This window comes from Sandaracinobacteroides sp. A072, from assembly GCF_052616365.1.
The window spans coordinates 885,723-901,952 of the sequence record NZ_JBQXGU010000001.1 but is presented as its reverse complement, the minus strand read 5'-3'; the positions used below and the strand labels follow the sequence as shown (position 1 = coordinate 901,952).

General features: G+C 64.0%; 15 protein-coding genes. All 15 read right to left on the bottom strand.

The genetic code is table 11. The features are described 5' to 3' along the window. Nucleotides 1-2: 2 nt before the first annotated feature. From ACUJ46_RS04405 to ACUJ46_RS04335, 15 genes are read right to left on the bottom strand one after another with little or no spacing between them, the layout of a single operon-like run. Nucleotides 3-326, bottom strand: a complete 324-nt coding sequence (locus tag ACUJ46_RS04405; protein WP_445389219.1) for a DUF1467 family protein — start codon at nt 324-326, stop codon at nt 3-5. Further along, complete coding sequence (locus tag ACUJ46_RS04400) at nt 323-1,990, bottom strand: ribonuclease J (protein ID WP_445389218.1); 1,668 nt, start codon at nt 1,988-1,990, stop codon at nt 323-325. Before ACUJ46_RS04400 ends, ACUJ46_RS04405 begins: the two co-directional genes overlap by 4 nt. Nucleotides 1,991-1,993: 3 nt before the next feature. Then, the gene (locus ACUJ46_RS04395) at nt 1,994-2,779 is read right to left on the bottom strand and encodes a type III pantothenate kinase (protein WP_445389217.1); all 786 of its coding nucleotides are present in this window, start codon (nt 2,777-2,779) and stop codon (nt 1,994-1,996) included. After that, complete coding sequence (locus tag ACUJ46_RS04390; RefSeq protein ID WP_445389216.1) at nt 2,779-3,528, bottom strand: biotin--[acetyl-CoA-carboxylase] ligase; 750 nt, start codon at nt 3,526-3,528, stop codon at nt 2,779-2,781. Before ACUJ46_RS04390 ends, ACUJ46_RS04395 begins: the two co-directional genes overlap by 1 nt. Nucleotides 3,529-3,532: 4 nt before the next feature. Beyond that, nucleotides 3,533-4,984 (bottom strand): NADH-quinone oxidoreductase subunit NuoN, encoded by a 1,452-nt coding sequence (gene nuoN / locus ACUJ46_RS04385; RefSeq protein ID WP_445389531.1) that lies wholly within the window; start codon nt 4,982-4,984, stop codon nt 3,533-3,535. Between the two features lie 5 nt (nt 4,985-4,989). Beyond that, complete coding sequence (locus tag ACUJ46_RS04380) at nt 4,990-6,552, bottom strand: NADH-quinone oxidoreductase subunit M (protein WP_445389215.1); 1,563 nt, start codon at nt 6,550-6,552, stop codon at nt 4,990-4,992. An 11-nt stretch (nt 6,553-6,563) separates the two neighbouring features. Further along, complete coding sequence (nuoL, locus tag ACUJ46_RS04375) at nt 6,564-8,570, bottom strand: NADH-quinone oxidoreductase subunit L (protein ID WP_445389214.1); 2,007 nt, start codon at nt 8,568-8,570, stop codon at nt 6,564-6,566. Between the two features lies 1 nt (nt 8,571). Then, a complete protein-coding gene (nuoK, locus tag ACUJ46_RS04370) occupies nt 8,572-8,877 on the bottom strand; it encodes an NADH-quinone oxidoreductase subunit NuoK (RefSeq protein ID WP_445389213.1) in 306 nt (101 codons plus the stop codon). Then, a complete protein-coding gene (locus ACUJ46_RS04365) occupies nt 8,877-9,506 on the bottom strand; it encodes an NADH-quinone oxidoreductase subunit J (protein WP_445389212.1) in 630 nt (209 codons plus the stop codon). The genes nuoK and ACUJ46_RS04365 overlap by 1 nt, the downstream gene beginning before the upstream one ends. Before the next feature lie 48 nt (nt 9,507-9,554). Then, complete coding sequence (gene nuoI / locus ACUJ46_RS04360) at nt 9,555-10,040, bottom strand: NADH-quinone oxidoreductase subunit NuoI (protein ID WP_445389211.1); 486 nt, start codon at nt 10,038-10,040, stop codon at nt 9,555-9,557. Then, on the bottom strand, nt 10,037-11,092 hold the full coding sequence (nuoH, locus tag ACUJ46_RS04355; protein WP_445389530.1) for an NADH-quinone oxidoreductase subunit NuoH: 1,056 nt from the start codon (nt 11,090-11,092) through the stop codon (nt 10,037-10,039). Before nuoH ends, nuoI begins: the two co-directional genes overlap by 4 nt. Beyond that, nucleotides 11,092-13,104, bottom strand: coding sequence for an NADH-quinone oxidoreductase subunit NuoG (gene nuoG / locus ACUJ46_RS04350; RefSeq protein WP_445389210.1), 2,013 nt, complete (start codon nt 13,102-13,104; stop codon nt 11,092-11,094). Before nuoG ends, nuoH begins: the two co-directional genes overlap by 1 nt. 3 nt (nt 13,105-13,107) lie before the next feature. Then, entirely contained in the window at nt 13,108-14,415 is a 1,308-nt protein-coding gene (gene nuoF, locus ACUJ46_RS04345) for an NADH-quinone oxidoreductase subunit NuoF (protein WP_445389209.1), read from the bottom strand. Further along, entirely contained in the window at nt 14,405-15,007 is a 603-nt protein-coding gene (nuoE, locus tag ACUJ46_RS04340; RefSeq protein ID WP_445389208.1) for an NADH-quinone oxidoreductase subunit NuoE, read from the bottom strand. Before nuoE ends, nuoF begins: the two co-directional genes overlap by 11 nt. Then, the gene (locus ACUJ46_RS04335; protein WP_445389529.1) at nt 15,004-16,230 is read right to left on the bottom strand and encodes an NADH-quinone oxidoreductase subunit D; all 1,227 of its coding nucleotides are present in this window, start codon (nt 16,228-16,230) and stop codon (nt 15,004-15,006) included. The genes nuoE and ACUJ46_RS04335 overlap by 4 nt, the downstream gene beginning before the upstream one ends.

Genomic DNA, 16,230 nt, shown 5'->3' with positions numbered 1-16,230 from the left:
CCCTATTGCCGGAACGCTGTCCGGGGTTCCACGGCAGGCGGTTCGATGGCGGACATGTCGACACCGGGCAGGATCCTTTCGAGATCCGCCCGGGTCACCCACCCCATCTCCCAGTTCAGCATGAAAAGACCGAAGAACAGGGCCGATACCAGCGTCGTCCACAACAGCTTCCTTGGCATGGACAGCGCGTGCGGCGCGCTCTGCGCCTGCCCCGGGACTTCCTCCTCGCCCAGCTCGGAGGTGGTGCGCACGCCATAGGGCAGCACGAGGAACAGGGTGAAGACCCAGAACAGGAAGTAGATGGCGAGCATGGAGATCCAGCTCACGCCCTGCCCTCCATGGTGATGAGCTGCACTTCGGTCGGCGGTTTCTTGCCTGTCCACTGCCGGGCTACGCGCCGAACGGAAACCTTCACCTCGTCCTCGAGGCGCCGCCTGTCGGCGAGGCCATATTTGGCAAAGGCCTTGGCGGCGGCATCCGACGCTTCGGCGAGGAAGGCTTCCTCATCCTCTTCCACCGGAATGCCGCTGGCAAGCACGCGCGGCGGGGCGGCAATGCGCCCGCGCCCATCGAAGACAAGAGTGACGACCATGAGGCCGGAATAACCCATCTTGCGCCGGGCGCGAAGCGTCGGCCCGTCGGCTGGCAGTATCACGTCTCCATCGAGCACAAGCCGCCCGGCCGGCACATGGCCAAGCACCTGCGGCTTTCCAGGCGCAAGGCGGATGACGCTGCCGTTCACGGGCACGATGGCCTCGGGCACACCCCACTCGCGGGCAAGGCGGGCATGCTCTTCCATGTGCCGGCGCTCCCCATGGACGGGAACGCTGATGCGCGGGCGGATCCAGCGATACATCGCCTCCAGCTCCGGCTTGCCGGGGTGGCCAGACACATGGACATGCGCCTGCCTGTCGCCAACGATCTCGACGCCAGCGGCCGCCAGGGCATTCTGCACCCGGCCGATCGCCATCTCGTTGCCCGGGATCTGCTTTGAGGAATAGATGACGAGGTCGCCACGTTGCAGCTTCACATGCGGGTGGACGCCATCCGCGATGCGGGCCAGCGCCGCCTGCGGCTCGCCCTGCGTGCCGGTCACCACGATCAGAAGCGATTCCGGCCGCGCATTGGCTGCCTGCTCCAGGCTCATCGTGTCCGGGAAGTCCCGCAGATAGCCATTAGCCCTGGCAACCGCGATGATGCGGTCGAGCGAGCGCCCGGCCACCACGAGCCGCCGTCCCGTGGCCTTGGCGACTTCGCCCAGCGTATGAAGGCGCGCCGCGTTGGACGCGAAGGTCGTGACCAGCACGCGCCCGCGCTTGCGCGCCTTCACCAGCTGCATCAGCCCGTCGAAGACCTGGCTTTCCGAGCCTGAAGGCAAGGCGTTGAAGACATTGGTTGAATCCCCGATCAGGGCAAGTGTTCCATGACCGTCATTGTCCCCGATCGCCGTCAGTTCCGCAGCACTGGCCGGATCCCCCAGCAGCGGGCGATCGTCGAGCTTCCAGTCGCCGGTATGGAACAGGCGGCCGTGCGGCGTATCGATCACGAGGGCATTGCCCTCGGGGATGGAGTGGGCGAGCGCCACCCAGCGGGCGCGGAAATCGCCAAGCACGACCTCGCCACCCATGGGCACGACATTCAGCTTCACCTTCCCGGCGATGCCCTCGTCTTCCAGCTTGCGGCGGATGAGGCCCGCCGTGAAGGGCGTTGCGTAAAGTGGCACCCCCAGATCCATGGCGAGATAGGGAATGGCCCCGATATGGTCCTCATGGCCATGGGTCAGCAGGATGCCCAGCAGATCCTCGCGCCTGTCCTCGATGAACTGGAGATCGGGAAGGACCAGTTCGATGCCCGGCAGGGATGGGTCTGCAAAGGTCATGCCCAGATCGCACATGATCCACTTGCCGCGGCACCCATAAAGATTCACGTTCATTCCGATCTCGCCGGAGCCGCCCAGCGGCAGGAAGATCAGTTCGTCACCTGGCGTCAATTATCAAAGCCTTTTCATGTTCAGGGCATGGATACGCATCAGCCCCTTGATCATCAGATCCGGATCCACATGATCGATTGCATCGGTATGGCGGCTGAACAACGCCGCCAGTCCCCCCGTGGCGATTACAGTGGTGGGGCCGGTTATTTCATCCTTCATCCGATGAACCAGCCCTTCGATCAAGCCCACATAGCCCCAGAACACGCCGGACTGCATGGCGTGGACTGTTCCCTTGCCGATCACGCCCAGCCCTTCAGCGGGCGGCTCGACAGCGATACGCGGCAAGCGTGCGGCGGCGCGATAGAGGGCATCCATCGACAGGTTGATGCCCGGCGCAATCACGCCGCCCTCATAGGCGCCGTCGCATGACACGACATCGAACGTGGTCGCGGTTCCGAAATCGATGATGATGAGGGCGCCCAGCCATATGGAATGGGCGGCAACGGCATTCACGATGCGGTCGGCGCCGACTTCCCCGGGGTTGGGCAGGTTCACGGCCATGCCGTAATCGATTCCCGGAGCGCCGACGATCATCGGGTCGAGTCCGACATATTTCCGCGCCAGACCGCGCAGGTTGAACAGGGTCTGCGGCACGACGCTGGCGATCACCACCTGGTCGATTGCGTCGCGTTCCACCCCTTCCATCTGCATCAGCTGGTGCAGCCACACGGCATATTCATCGGCCGTGCGCTTGGCATCGGTGGCGATGCGCCAGCGGAAACGGATCTCGTCACCATCCACGATGGCGAAAACAATGTTCGTATTGCCCACATCAATGGCAAGAAGCATCAGCCGGTCGCTCCTTCCTGGCCGGCGGGCGGCTGGCTCAGCCACACATCCCCGGCATGAATCCTGTGAACGAAGCCCCCCTCCGCTTCGAGCAGCAGCGCGCCATCCTCCGCGACATCGCGAAAACGGCCCTGAATGGCCTGCGCGCCATTCCCGACCCAGAGCGGCGTACCGGGTGGATGCGCTCTGGCAAGCCAGTCCGCGCGGATGGGGGCGAAACCGCCAAGACGCCAGGCCGCACGCCGCGCGGCAAAGGCGTCTGCCAGCTCCCTTGCCGCAACGCTGGCCGCCAGTTCGACACCCGCATCGGCAAGGCAGGCCGTGGCCCTGTCTGGAAGCGAAGGCGCAGCGGCCAGATTCACGCCCACACCCAGAAGCAATATCCCCGCTTCGCGTTCCAGCAGGATGCCCGATAGCTTCGCGCCATCCAGAAGCAGGTCGTTCGGCCATTTGAGCTGCAGCCTGTCAGCACTCACATGGCGCGATACCATGTCATGAAGCGCGAGCGCGGCGACAAAAGCCAGTTCGGCGACCCGTTCTTCACCGGCCAAAGGGCGGATCAGGCAGGTGGCCGCGAGATTGCCTTCCGGCATCTGCCAGGCCCTGCCCATCCGGCCTCGGCCCGCTGTCTGCCGCCGGGCCGTCACCCACTGGCCATCGACAAGATCGGCGGCATGGGAACGCACCCAGTCGTTGGTGGAGCCGACCTCGTCGAGTTCGAGAACCGGCGGCGCGTTTTCGCGTGACAAGGCCCTAGAACAAGCTTGCGGCAGCCCGCCGCGTCGCCTCGCCAAGTGGGCCGAGAAGGAGATAGCCGAGCGGCGAGCAGAAAAGCGCAGCAGCCGCCAGCATGCCATTGTTGACGACAGCCGCCCCCTGCCCCGCGCCATCCACGACAACCACATCTGCCGGCGGATCGAAGAACAGGATCTTGACGACGCGCAGGTAATAATAGGCCGCAATCACGCTGGACAGCACGCCAAGCACCGCCAGAAGCCAGAGATTGGCTGCAACAGCCGCCTCGAAGACGGCCAGTTTCGCCATGAAGCCGAAGAGCGGCGGAAGGCCGGCGAGCGACAGCATGAAAATGGCAAGAGCGGTCGCGAGCCAGGGCCGGCTGCGCACCAGCCCGCCGAGATCGGAAAGCGTTTCAACCGGCCGGCCTTCGGAATCGGAAAGGGCGAGCACGCAAAGGAAGGCGCCCAGCGTCATCACCATGTAGATGGCCAGATAGAGCAGGACAGCGGATGCGCCGGCGGCTGTTGCCGCTGCAAGCCCGATCAGCATGAAGCCGATGTTGTTTATGGAGGAATAGGCAAGCAGGCGCTTGATGTTGCCCTGCCCGATCGCGCCGACTGCGCCGACCAGCATGGAGGCGAGGCTCATGAAGATGATGATCTGCCGCCAGTCAGCCACCATGCCCGAGAAGGCGTCGAGCGCCACCCGCAGCAGAAGGCCCATGGCGGCGACCTTCGGCGCCGTTGCGAAGAAGGCCGCCACGGGGGTCGGCGCACCTTCATAGACATCGGGCGTCCACATGTGGAACGGCACGGCGGAAACCTTGAAGGCAAGGCCGGCCAGCACGAAGACCAGCCCGAAAAGCGCACCCATGTTCCGCTCTTCCCCGGCAGCAAGGCCGGCGGCGATGGCAGCGAAATCGGTCGATCCGACAAAGCCGTAAACAAGCGAGATGCCGTAGAGCAGAAGGCCGGAGCTCAGCGAGCCGAGGACGAAATATTTGAGGCCGGCTTCGGCCGAACGCTCCTCGTCGCGGTGGAAGGCTGCAAGCACATAGGCCGCCAGGCTCATGAGTTCGAGGCCGACATAAAGGGTAAGGAGGTTGTTCGCCGAAACCATCACGAACATGCCAAGCACGCTGAGCACGATCAGCACCGGATATTCGAACCTGGCCGCGCCCGAGCGCGCGAGATGCGCAGGCGCCAGCAGCACGGAGGCAGCGGCCCCTGCCAGAATCAGGATCTTCAGGAAGGCGGACAGGCCATCGGCGACATAGAGGTCATTCCAGGCAAGCGCGCGCACGGGACTGTCATCGACAATGTTGAGGGCAGCAAGGCCGAACAGAATGACAGCGCCCCACGACAGGCCACCCAGCGCCCCATCGCCGCGAAAGACGCCCAGAAGCAGAAGCACCATGGCGCCTGCTGCCAGCACCACTTCGGGGGCTCCGATGGCAAGCGATTGCATCAGCGTCACGCGCGGTCTCCGGAAAGGCTGGTTACTGGGCTGGTTACTGGGCTGGCTTCAGGCGTCGCCGATACGGACGCGCTGGCCATGGCAGGTAGGCTGAACGGGGTCTGCGGCGGCCCTGCCCGCTCGAGCCGGGCGATCAGGCTCTCGACAGGGGCGCCGAGGGGGGCAAGGAAAGGCTTCGGATAGACGCCCATCCACAGCACAACGGCAGCCAGTGGCAGCATGATGGCCCATTCACGCGGCGTGATGTCGGGCATGGCGGCCGCATCGGCGTTCTTCTGGGCGCCGAACATCACCCGGGCATATAGCCAGAGCATGTAGCCTGCGCCCAGGATGATCCCCGTGGTCATCACGAAGACAACCCAGGTGTGCGCCTTGAAGATGCCGGCGAGCACGAGGAATTCACCAACGAAACCCGAAGTGCCGGGAAGCGCGACCGAGGCCATGGTGAACAGCAGGAAGAAGACTGCATAGCGCGGCATGTTGGTCGTCACGCCGCCGTAACGGTCGATCTCGCGCGTGTGCAGGCGATCATAGATGACGCCGACACAGAAGAAGAGCGCAGCCGAGACGACACCGTGGGACAGCATCACCACCATCGCGCCCTCGATGCCCTGCTGGTTGAAAGCGAAGAGCCCGCCCGTCACGAATGCCATGTGCGCGACGGAAGAATAGGCGATGAGCTTCTTCATGTCCGCCTGGATGAGGGCGACGAGTGAGGTATAGACCAGCGCCACCATCGACAGGCCGAAGACGAGCCACATCAGTTGCACCGAAGCTTCCGGGAACATCGGCATGGAAAAGCGGATGAAACCATAGCCACCCATCTTCAGGAGCACGCCAGCCAGGATCATCGAGCCGGCAGTCGGCGCCTCGACGTGGGCATCCGGCAGCCAGGTGTGCACCGGCCACATCGGCATCTTCACCGCAAAGCTTGCGAAGAAGGCGAGCCACAGCCACGTCTGCGCACCGACCGGGAAATCATGCGCCATGAGCGCCGGAATGTCGGTGGTGCCGGCCTCGGCCGCCATCCACAGCATGGCCAGCAGCATCAGCACGGAGCCAAGCAGCGTATAGAGGAAGAATTTGTAGCTGGCATAGATGCGCCGCTTGCCGCCCCAGATGCCGATGATGAGATACATCGGGATGAGGCCAGCTTCGAAGAAGATGTAGAAGAGGAACAGGTCAAGCGAGGCGAAGACGCCGACCATCAGCGCTTCCATCACCAGGAATGCGGCAATATATTCCGGCACGCGGGTCTTCACGCTGTCCCATCCGGCCAGGATGCACAGCGGCATCAGGAAGACGGAGAGAAGGATCAGGACGAGGCTGATGCCGTCGATCCCGAGATGCCAGGCGAACCGCCCGCCGAAGATCTCGGCCCGCTCTACATACTGGAAGGCAGCCGTCGCGGTGTCGAAGCCGCTCCACAGCCACAGGCCGAGACCGAACAGCACGACAGTCGTGCCGAGGCCGATGGACCGCGCAAGCCGCGCACGCTGGCCTTCATCGCCAGGCAGGAAAAGCACGACCAGCGCAAGCGCCAGCGGCAGGAGGATCATTGCCGAAAGCATCAGCGCACCATGAACCAGGTTGCAAAGGCGGCGACACCGACGAGCATCACCAGCGCATAGGAATAGACGAGTCCGCTCTGGAACCTGCGGGAGACGGCAGTGCCGGCGAGCACGGCCGCCGCAAGACCATCAGGCCCGAAACGGTCGATCGTGCCCTGATCGCCCCGCTTCCAGAAGAAGCGGCCGAGCCACAGGGCAGGCTTCACGAAAATGGCGTTGTAGAGTTCATCGAAATACCATTTCCGCGACAGGAAGCGGTGCAGCAGATGGAACTGCGCCTTGAAGCCTTCGGATGCGCCCGGCTTCAGCACATATTGGCGCAGCGCGATCAGGAAGCCGATCGCCATGACGATGAACGGCGCCCAGTGCACCAGGCCGGGCACATGATGCAGCGCATCATAGAAGGCGCCATCATGCACGAGCGTGCCGGACCAGAAAGCGGTATCGCCACCGACGAACAGCCCGTTGAAGGCCGCACCGGCGAACAGCGCGCCGGCGCTCAGCACGATGAGCGGGACCAGCATGACCAGCGGGCTTTCGTGCGGATGATAGCCGGCCGTGCCGTCCGCCTGATCGCCATGATGGGAGTGATCGGCATGTGCGGTGCCGTCATGGGCGTGATCGTCATGAACAGCGTGCTGCACATGCTCCGACCCGGCCCAGCGCGGCGTGCCGAAGAAGGTCTTGAAGATCAGGCGCCAGCTGTAGAAACTGGTCAGCGTCGCCGCGAACAGGCCCGCCCAGAAGGCAACCCTCGCCGGCTCGGTGCCCCGCTCCCAGGCGGCGAACATGATCGCATCCTTGGAGAAATAGCCGGAGGTATAGTTGAGCCCGGTGATCGCGACCGTGCCGATCATCATCGCCCAGAAGGTGAGCGGTATCGCCTTCCGCAGGCCACCATAGAAGCGCATGTCCTGCTCATGGTGCATGGCATGGATGACGGAACCGGCGCCGAGGAAGAGCAGCGCCTTGAAGAAGGCATGGGTGAAGAGGTGGAACATCGCCGCGCCATAGGCGCCCACGCCCGCCGCGAAGAACATGAAGCCCAGCTGCGAGCAGGTGGAGTAGGCGATCACGCGCTTGATGTCATGTTGGGTGGTGGCAACCGTTGCGGCGAAGATCGCCGTCAGCGCGCCTACATAGGTGACGACGGTCGATGCCGTGACGGAAGCCTCGAACAGCGGCGACATGCGACACACAAGGAAGACGCCGGCCGTCACCATGGTGGCGGCGTGGATGAGCGCCGAAACCGGAGTCGGGCCTTCCATGGCATCGGGCAGCCAGGTGTGCAGCGGCACCTGCGCCGACTTGCCCATCGCGCCGACGAAAAGAAGGAGTGCGATGGTCGTGACAGCATCCACTTCCATGCCGAGGAACTGGAAGGTGGCGCCCTTCATCCCGTCGACATTGCCGAGGATGGTATCGATATCGACCGTGCCGAACAGCATGATGAGCGCGAACAGGCCGAGCATGAAGCCGAAATCACCCACACGGTTCACCACGAAGGCCTTGATGGCTGCGGACCATGCCGAGGGCTTCTTGTACCAGAAGCCGATGAGCAGGTAGCTCGCCAAGCCGACGCCTTCCCAGCCGAAGAACATCTGGACGAGATTGTCCGCCGTGACCAGCATCAGCATGGCGAAGGTGAAGAGCGACAGATAGGCGAAGAAACGGGGCTGGTCCGGATCTTCGGCCATATAGCCCCAGCTGTAGAGGTGAACGAGTGCCGACACAGAAGTGATCACGACCAGCATCACGCCTGTCAGGATATCGACCTTCAGGGTCCAGTTCACTGCAAGGTCGCCACTTGCGAACCATTCGGCAACGACGACATCCTGTGCCGGCGCGCCGCCGATCAGGCCGAGGAAGGTGACCCAGCTGAGGGCGGCAGATACGAACAGCGCACCGGTGGTGACCGATTTCGCCGCCGTGGCGCCGATGGCCCGGTTGCCGATTCCGGCAATCAGGAATGCAATCAGGGGAAGAAAGACTATCGCCTGGATCATGTCAGCCCCGCATCTGGCGGACATCATCGACAGCGATGGTCCCGCGGTTCCGGAAGTAGATGACGAGGATGGCAAGGCCGATCGCGGCCTCGCCAGCCGCCACGGTCAGGACGAACATGGCGAAGATCTGGCCCACCATGTCGCCGAGGAAGACCGAGAAGGCGACTAGATTGATATTCACCGACAAGAGGATCAGCTCGATCGACATCAGGATGACGATGATGTTCTTGCGGTTGATGAAGATACCCAGGACGCCCAGCGTGAACAGGATCGCGCCCACGGCGAGATAGTGGCCGATGCCGATCATCACTTAACACCCCCGTCGGTATCCACGCCGGCGCCCACGGCCGGCCGGGTGATGGTGACCGCGTTTTCAGGCGTGCGCGCATTCTGCCGCGCGATCGACTGGCGCTTCACACCCGGCCGCTGGCGCAGCGTGAGGACGATGGCGCCCACCATCGCAGTCAGCAGGATCATGCCGGCCATCTGGAAGATGAAGACATAATCCGTGTAGAGAATGGTGCCGATGGCCTGGGTGTTGGTCAGTTCCGGGCCGGGCGCCGGCGCGGCGCGCGCCGCGACCGCGAGATCCCCGAAAGCCCAGGCGCCGCCCACCATAATCAGTTCGACCGCCAGGACCAGACCGAGAATGAGCCCGAACGGCAGGTATCGCGCAAAGCCGGCCCTGAGCGAGGTGAAGTCGATGTCGAGCATCATGACCACGAACAGGAACAGGACCGCGACCGCGCCGACATAGACGATCACCAGGATCATCGCGAGGAATTCGGCCCCGATCACGAGGAACAGGCCGGCGGCGTTGAAGAAAGCGAGAATCAGCCAGAGCACCGAGTGCACCGGGTTTCGCGCAAGGATCACCATCAGCGCCGAGGCAACCACCACGGCAGCAAAGATATAGAAGATTATGGCCTGGATCACGGCTGTGCGCGGCCCCCGATCAGATGACACATGATGATTGCGATGCCGTTAGCGGTAGGGCGCGTCTGCGGCAAGGTTTGCGGCGATGGCACGCTCCCAGCGCTCCCCGTTCGCGAGAAGCTTCTGCTTGTCATAGAGCAGTTCCTCCCGCGTCTCGGTTGCAAACTCGAAGTTCGGCCCCTCGACGATGGCATCCACCGGGCAGGCTTCCTGGCAGAGGCCGCAGTAGATGCACTTCGTCATGTCGATGTCGTAGCGCGTCGTCCGGCGGCTGCCATCGGCGCGCGGCTCCGCTTCGATGGTGATGGCCTGCGCCGGGCACACGGCCTCGCACAGCTTGCACGCGATGCAGCGCTCCTCGCCATTGGGGTAGCGACGCAGCGCATGCTCCCCGCGGAATCGCGGCGAGATCGCCCCCTTTTCATAGGGGTAGTTCACCGTGCTCTTGGGGCGGAACGCATATTTCAGCGTCAGCCAGTGGCCCTGGATCATTTCCAGAAGCAGGAGCGACTTTGCAGCCTGGAAAAGGCTCATGCGGCACCTCCGGAGAAATGGCCGGTGAAGACCAGCCAGCCCGAGACGAGAACGACCCAGAACAGCGACAATGGCAGGAACACCTTCCAGCCCAGCCGCATCAGCTGGTCATAGCGGTACCTCGGCACCGTCGCCTTCACCCAGGCAAAGACGAAGAACATGAAGACGATCTTCAGGAACAGCCAGACAAGGCCCGGCACATGATAGAGCGGCGCCCAGTCGACAGGCGGCAGATAGCCGCCGAGGAACAGGATGGACGTCAGCGTGCACATCAGCAGGATGTTCATATATTCGCCCAGGAAGAACAGGGCGAAGGTCATGGACGAATATTCCACCTGATAGCCGGCAACCAGTTCCGCTTCCGCTTCCGGAAGATCGAAGGGCGGGCGGTTGGTTTCGGCCAGCGCCGAGATCAGGAAGACGATTCCCATGGGAAACAGCAACGGGTTGAAGATGTTGCCGTTCAGGAAACCCAGGATGTTGCCGCGCTGGCTTTCGACGATGTCGGAGAGGTTGAAGCTGGAGGCATAGAGCACGACCGTGACGAGAACGAAGCCGAGGGAGACTTCGTAGGACACCATCTGCGCCGCCGAGCGTAGGCCGCCGAGGAAGGGGTATTTCGAGTTGGAGGCCCAGCCCGACATGATGATGCCATAGACGCCCATCGACGAGATGGCGAAGAGGAAGAGCACGCCGACATTGATGTCGGAGAGCACCCAGCCGGCATCGAAGGGAATGACAGCCCAGGCGACCAGCGCCAGCACGAAGCTGATGATGGGCGCGATGAAGAAGACACCCTTGTTCGCGCCCGAAGGAACGATCGTTTCCTTCAGGAACAGCTTGAGGCCATCCGCGAAGGGCTGGAGGATGCCGATGGGGCCGACGACGTTCGGGCCGCGGCGCATCTGCATCATCGCCCAGACCTTGCGGTCCACCCAGGTGGACAGCGCCATGGCGAGCATGACAGGCAGCGCAATCAGCAGGATCAGCGCGAGATGGGCCACGACATAGCCGCCAATCTCACCCAGAAAGCCCTGGAACCATTCGACGATCATTCCGCGGCCTCCAGTGCGGCCGGCGCGCGGCCTTCGAGTATCTCGGCGACACAGGCCCGCATGGTCGGGCTGGCGCGCAGGATCGGGTTGGTGGAATAGAAATCGCGCACCGGGCGCTTCGCGGGGCCGGATGGCGTGCTGGCGGAAAGCTGCGCCGGCTGCCAGCTTGCCGAAACCATGCCCTCCTGGCCCAGTTCGGGCCATTCGGCGGCGATCCGGGCGCGCAGCTGGTCGGCATTGTCATAGCCGAGGCGGATGCCCAGCACATCGGACAGGGCGCGGAAGATCGTCCAGTCCTCGCGCGCGTCGCCCGGCGGGAAGGTGGCGCGCAGCGATCGCTGCACCCGGCCTTCCATGTTGACATAGGTGCCGGGCTTTTCGGCCCATGCAGCTGCCGGAAGGATGATGTCTGCGGTGGCGGCGCCGGCATCCCCGTGGGAACCGACATAGATCTTCACGGCCGCGGCGAACGGCGCAAGCTCGATCTCGTCCACACCCAGAAGGAACAGCACGGATGGCGGGCTGGCCACCATGGCGTCCAGCCCCTCCCCTGCCCAGCCGGTCATCATCGCGCCAAAGCGCGAGGCAGCCGTGTGCAGGATGTTGAAGCCGTTCCAGCCATCCTTGACGAGATGCGGCGCAAGTGCATGGGCCGCAGCGAGCACGGCGGGCGTGGCGTTGCGGCTGCCGAGGATGAGGGCCGGGCGCTGGGCGGCCGTCAGCCTTTCGAGTGCGGCGCCGGGCAGGTTGGCAAGAATGCCCATGTCGTCGCCGAGATTGGTGACGGGGTAGCTCGGATCGAGGCCTTCGCCGATTCGGAAGACGACGGCGCCGCCCCGGCGCACCGCCTTGCGGATGCGGCTGTTGACCAGCGGCGCATCCACACGCGGGTCGGCCCCGACGATCAGCACCACGTCCGCCGTCTCGAGGGCTGCAATGCCGGTGTTGAAGCGCCAGTGGGCGGCAGGGCCTTCATAGGCTGCGCCGTCGGTGCGGCATTCCAGCCGCTTCGAGGCGAGGCCAGTCAGCAGATCCTTTGCAGCCACCAGATCCTCTACCGCGCAGAGATCGCCGGCGATCGCGGCGACCTGTTCGCCGGGCTTGCCCTCGAGCGCCTTTGCAACGGCGGCGAAGGCCTGTGCCCAGCTGGCGGGCTGCAGCTTGCCGTTCACGCGCACCCATGGCCGGTCGAGCCGGCGCTCCTTCAGGCCATCGGCCGAGAAGCGGGCGGTATCCGAAATCCATTCCTCGTTCACATCGTCGTCAAGGCGCGGCGTGACGCGCACGACAGCGCCGGACCGGCTGCCGATCACGATGTTGGAACCGACCGCGTCCATCACGTCGATGCCGTCGGTGCGCTTCAGTTCCCAGGGGCGGGCCTGGAAGGCCGTGGGCTTGGAAGTGAGCGCGCCGACCGGGCAGAGGTCGATCACATTGCCCGAAAGTTCGGAGCTGACCGCCTTTTCCAGATAGGAGGTGATCTGCATGTTCTCGCCGCGGTAGAGCGCGCCGATTTCCTCGACGCCCGCCACTTCCTCGGAAAAGCGAACGCAGCGGGTGCAGTGTATGCAGCGCGTCATCACCGTCTTGATGAGCGGGCCCATGTGCTTTTCGGTGACGGCGCGCTTGTTCTCGTCAAAGCGGCTGAAACCCTTGCCATAGGCCATGGCCTGGTCCTGCAGGTCGCATTCGCCGCCCTGGTCGCAGATGGGGCAATCCAGCGGGTGGTTGATGAGCAGGAACTCCATCACCCCCTCGCGGGCCTTGCGCACCTTGTCGCTTTCGGTGGTGATCACCTGGCCTTCGGCGGCGGGCAATGCGCAGCTTGCCTGCGGCTTGGGCGGGCCGGGCGACACCTCGACAAGGCACATGCGGCAATTGCCGGCAATCGACAGGCGCTCATGGTAGCAGAAGCGCGGTATCTCCTTGCCGGCCAGTTCGCAGGCCTGCATCACGGTGGCGCCTGCCGGCACCTCCACTTCGATCCCGTCTACGGTCAACTTGGGCATGGCTTACTCCGCCGCCTGCGGCAGGCCGGGCACCTGTGCGAACCCGCGCCTACTGGCGATGCGTGCTTCGATTTCGGGGCGGAAATGGCGGATCAGGCCCTGGATCGGCCAGGCGGCCGCGTCGCCGAGGGCGCAGATGGTATGGCCTTCCACCTGTGTCGTCACATCGAGCAGCGTGTCGATTTCATGGGGTTCGGCATCGCCGGTCGCGAGCCGTTCCATCACCCGCCACATCCAGCCGGTGCCTTCGCGGCACGGCGTGCACTGGCCGCAGCTTTCATGCTTGTAGAAATAGCTGATGCGGGCAATCGCGCGGATGATGTCGGTGGATTTGTCCATCACGATCACCGCCGCCGTGCCGAGGCCCGACTTCAGGTCGCGCAGGCCGTCGAAATCCATCGGCGCGTCCATGATCTGGTGCGCGGGCACCAGCGGCACCGACGATCCGCCCGGAATGACGGCAAGCAGATTGTCCCAGCCGCCGCGAATGCCGCCGCAATGCGTCTCGATCAGTTCGCGGAAGGGCACGCTCATCGCCTCTTCCACCACGCACGGGCGGTTCACATGGCCGGAAATCTGGAACAGCTTGGTGCCGGCATTGTTGGGCCGGCCGAAGCTGGCGAACCAGTCGGCGCCGCGACGCAGGATGGTGGGAACGACGGCGATCGATTCGACATTGTTGACCGTGGTCGGGCAGCCATAGAGGCCGACGCCGGCCGGGAACGGCGGCTTCAGGCGCGGCTGGCCCTTCTTGCCCTCGAGGCTTTCGATCATCGCGGTTTCCTCGCCGCAGATGTAGGCCCCGGCGCCACGGTGGACAAAGACGTCGAAGTCATAGCCCGAGCCGCAGGCATTCTTGCCCAGGAAGCCCTTCGCATAGGCTTCCTCGACCGCTGCGAACAGCACCTCGGCTTCGCGGATATATTCGCCGCGAATGTAGATATAGGCTGCCCGCGCCCGCATGGCGAAGCCGGCGATCAGCGCCCCCTCGACCAGCTTGTGCGGATCGTGGCGGATGATCTCGCGATCCTTGCAGGAGCCGGGCTCGGATTCATCGGCGTTGATGACGAGGAAGGACGGCCGGCCATCCTTCGATTCCTTGGGCATGAAGCTCCACTTCATGCCGGTGGAGAAGCCGGCGCCGCCGCGACCGCGCAGCCCGGAATCCTTCACCGTCTGGATGATCGCGTCCTGGCCGATCGCCATCAGCGATTTCGTGTCGGCCCAGTCACCGCGCTTCATCGCATGCTCGATGCCCCACGGCTGGAAGCCGTAGAGGTTGGTGAAGATACGGTCCTTGTCAGCCAGCATGGGCCATGTCCTTCAGCGTCGTCGGCCCGCCTTCCGGGCAGCTCGCCTGCCGGCCGGTCTGGCTGCCGGGCTTCGGCGCGCGGCCGGCAATCAGGTCATCGAGGATGGCCGACATGCTCTCGTAGGTCAGGTCCTCGAAATTGTCGTCGTTGATCTGAACCATGGGGGCGTTGGCGCAGGTGCCCATGCATTCCACCTCGGTCAGGGTGAAAAGGCCGCCGTTGGTGATCGCGCCCTTCTTCAGCCCCTTGTCATGGCAGGCGCGCATCACGTCGTCGGAGCCGCGCAGCATGCAGGGGGTGGTGCCGCACACCTGAACGTGGAAACGGCCGACCGGCTGCAGATTGTACATGGTGTAGAAGGTGGCGACCTCGAGCGCGCGGATCTTCGGCATGCCGATCTGCGCCGCCACATATTCGATCACCGGCAGCGGCAGCCAGGCAACGCCCGTCTGCTCGCGCATCTGATATTGCGCCAGCCAAAGCAGCGGCATGATGGCCGATGCCTCGCGCCCCTTGGGATAACGGCCGATGATCTCCTCGGCCCTGGTGGCGTTTTCTGCCGTCCACTGGAAATCGCTGTAGTCGCTCACCGGTCAACCTCGCCGAACACGATGTCGAGGCTTCCAAGCACGGCCGGCGCGTCGGCCAGCATGTGCCCCTTCAGAAGGAAGTCCATCGCCTGCAAATGGCTCATCCCCGTCGCGCGGATGTGGCAGCGATAGGGTTTGTTCGTCCCGTCCGAGACGAGATAGATGCCGAATTCGCCCTTGGGGCTTTCTGTCGCCACATAGACTTCGCCCGGCGGCACCTTGAAGCCCTCGGTATAGAGCTTGAAGTGATGGATGAGCGCTTCCATCGAACGCTTCATCTCGCCCCGCTTCGGCGGCGCCACCTTGCGGTCGAGCGTCGCGATCGGCGCGCCCTTCAGATGCTCGAGCCTGTTGAGGCACTGCTCGATGATGCGGAGCGACTGGCGCATTTCTTCCACGCGCACCATGAAGCGGTCGTAGCAGTCGCCATTGTTGCCCACCGGAACCTCGAAATCGAGGTCGGCATAGATTTCATAGGGCTGGGACTTGCGCAGATCCCAGGGGATGCCGGACGCGCGGAGGCACGGGCCGGTGAAGCCCCAGGCAATGGCGTCCTTGGCGGAGATGACGCCGATGTCGACATTGCGCTGCTTGAAGATGCGGTTGTTGATGACGAGGGTGGTCACCTCGTCCAGCACCGTCGGGAAATGGGCGATGAACGCGCGGATGTCCTCGGCCAGGCCCTCGGGCATGTCCTGGTGGACGCCGCCGGGGCGGAAATAGGCCGCATGCATGCGCGCACCGGAGACTCGCTCCGAGAAGCGGTAGATCTTTTCCCGCTCGGCGAAGAGCCAGATGATGGGCGTCAGCGCGCCCACGTCCATGGCATGGCTGCCCGCGTTCAGGATGTGGTTCGATATGCGCATCAGTTCCGCCCACAGCACGCGGATCACCTGCGCGCGGATCGGAACCTCGACGCCCATCAGCTTCTCGATGGCAAGCACATAGCTGTGCTCCATCGACATGGGCGAACAATAGTCCAGGCGGTCCATATAGGGCAGCGCCTGAAGGTAGGTCTTGTATTCGCACAGCTTTTCGGTGCCGCGGTGCAGCAGGCCGATGTGCGGGTCGCAGCGCTCGATGACTTCGCCGTCAAGCTCCAGCACCAGGCGAAGCACGCCATGGGCCGCCGGGTGCTGCGGCCCGAAGTTGATCATGTAGTTCTGGATCTTCGTGTCAGGCGTGACCAGTGTCGGGTCGATCACCTGGCCTTCCAGTGTCAC

What these genes read in the sequence shown, in the direction of transcription:
- ACUJ46_RS04395 (WP_445389217.1), bottom strand. Translation starts at nt 2,779, where the DNA reads ATGCTTCTTGCCATTGATGTGGGCAATACGAACATTGTTTTCGCCATC.
- nuoN (WP_445389531.1), bottom strand. Translation starts at nt 4,984, where the DNA reads ATGCAATCGCTTGCCATCGGAGCCCCCGAAGTGGTGCTGGCAGCAGGC.
- ACUJ46_RS04380 (WP_445389215.1), bottom strand. Translation starts at nt 6,552, where the DNA reads ATGATCCTCCTGCCGCTGGCGCTTGCGCTGGTCGTGCTTTTCCTGCCT.
- nuoL (WP_445389214.1), bottom strand. Translation starts at nt 8,570, where the DNA reads ATGATCCAGGCGATAGTCTTTCTTCCCCTGATTGCATTCCTGATTGCC.
- nuoK (WP_445389213.1), bottom strand. Translation starts at nt 8,877, where the DNA reads ATGATCGGCATCGGCCACTATCTCGCCGTGGGCGCGATCCTGTTCACG.
- nuoI (WP_445389211.1), bottom strand. Translation starts at nt 10,040, where the DNA reads ATGAGCCTTTTCCAGGCTGCAAAGTCGCTCCTGCTTCTGGAAATGATC.
- nuoG (WP_445389210.1), bottom strand. Translation starts at nt 13,104, where the DNA reads ATGCCCAAGTTGACCGTAGACGGGATCGAAGTGGAGGTGCCGGCAGGC.
- nuoF (WP_445389209.1), bottom strand. Translation starts at nt 14,415, where the DNA reads ATGCTGGCTGACAAGGACCGTATCTTCACCAACCTCTACGGCTTCCAG.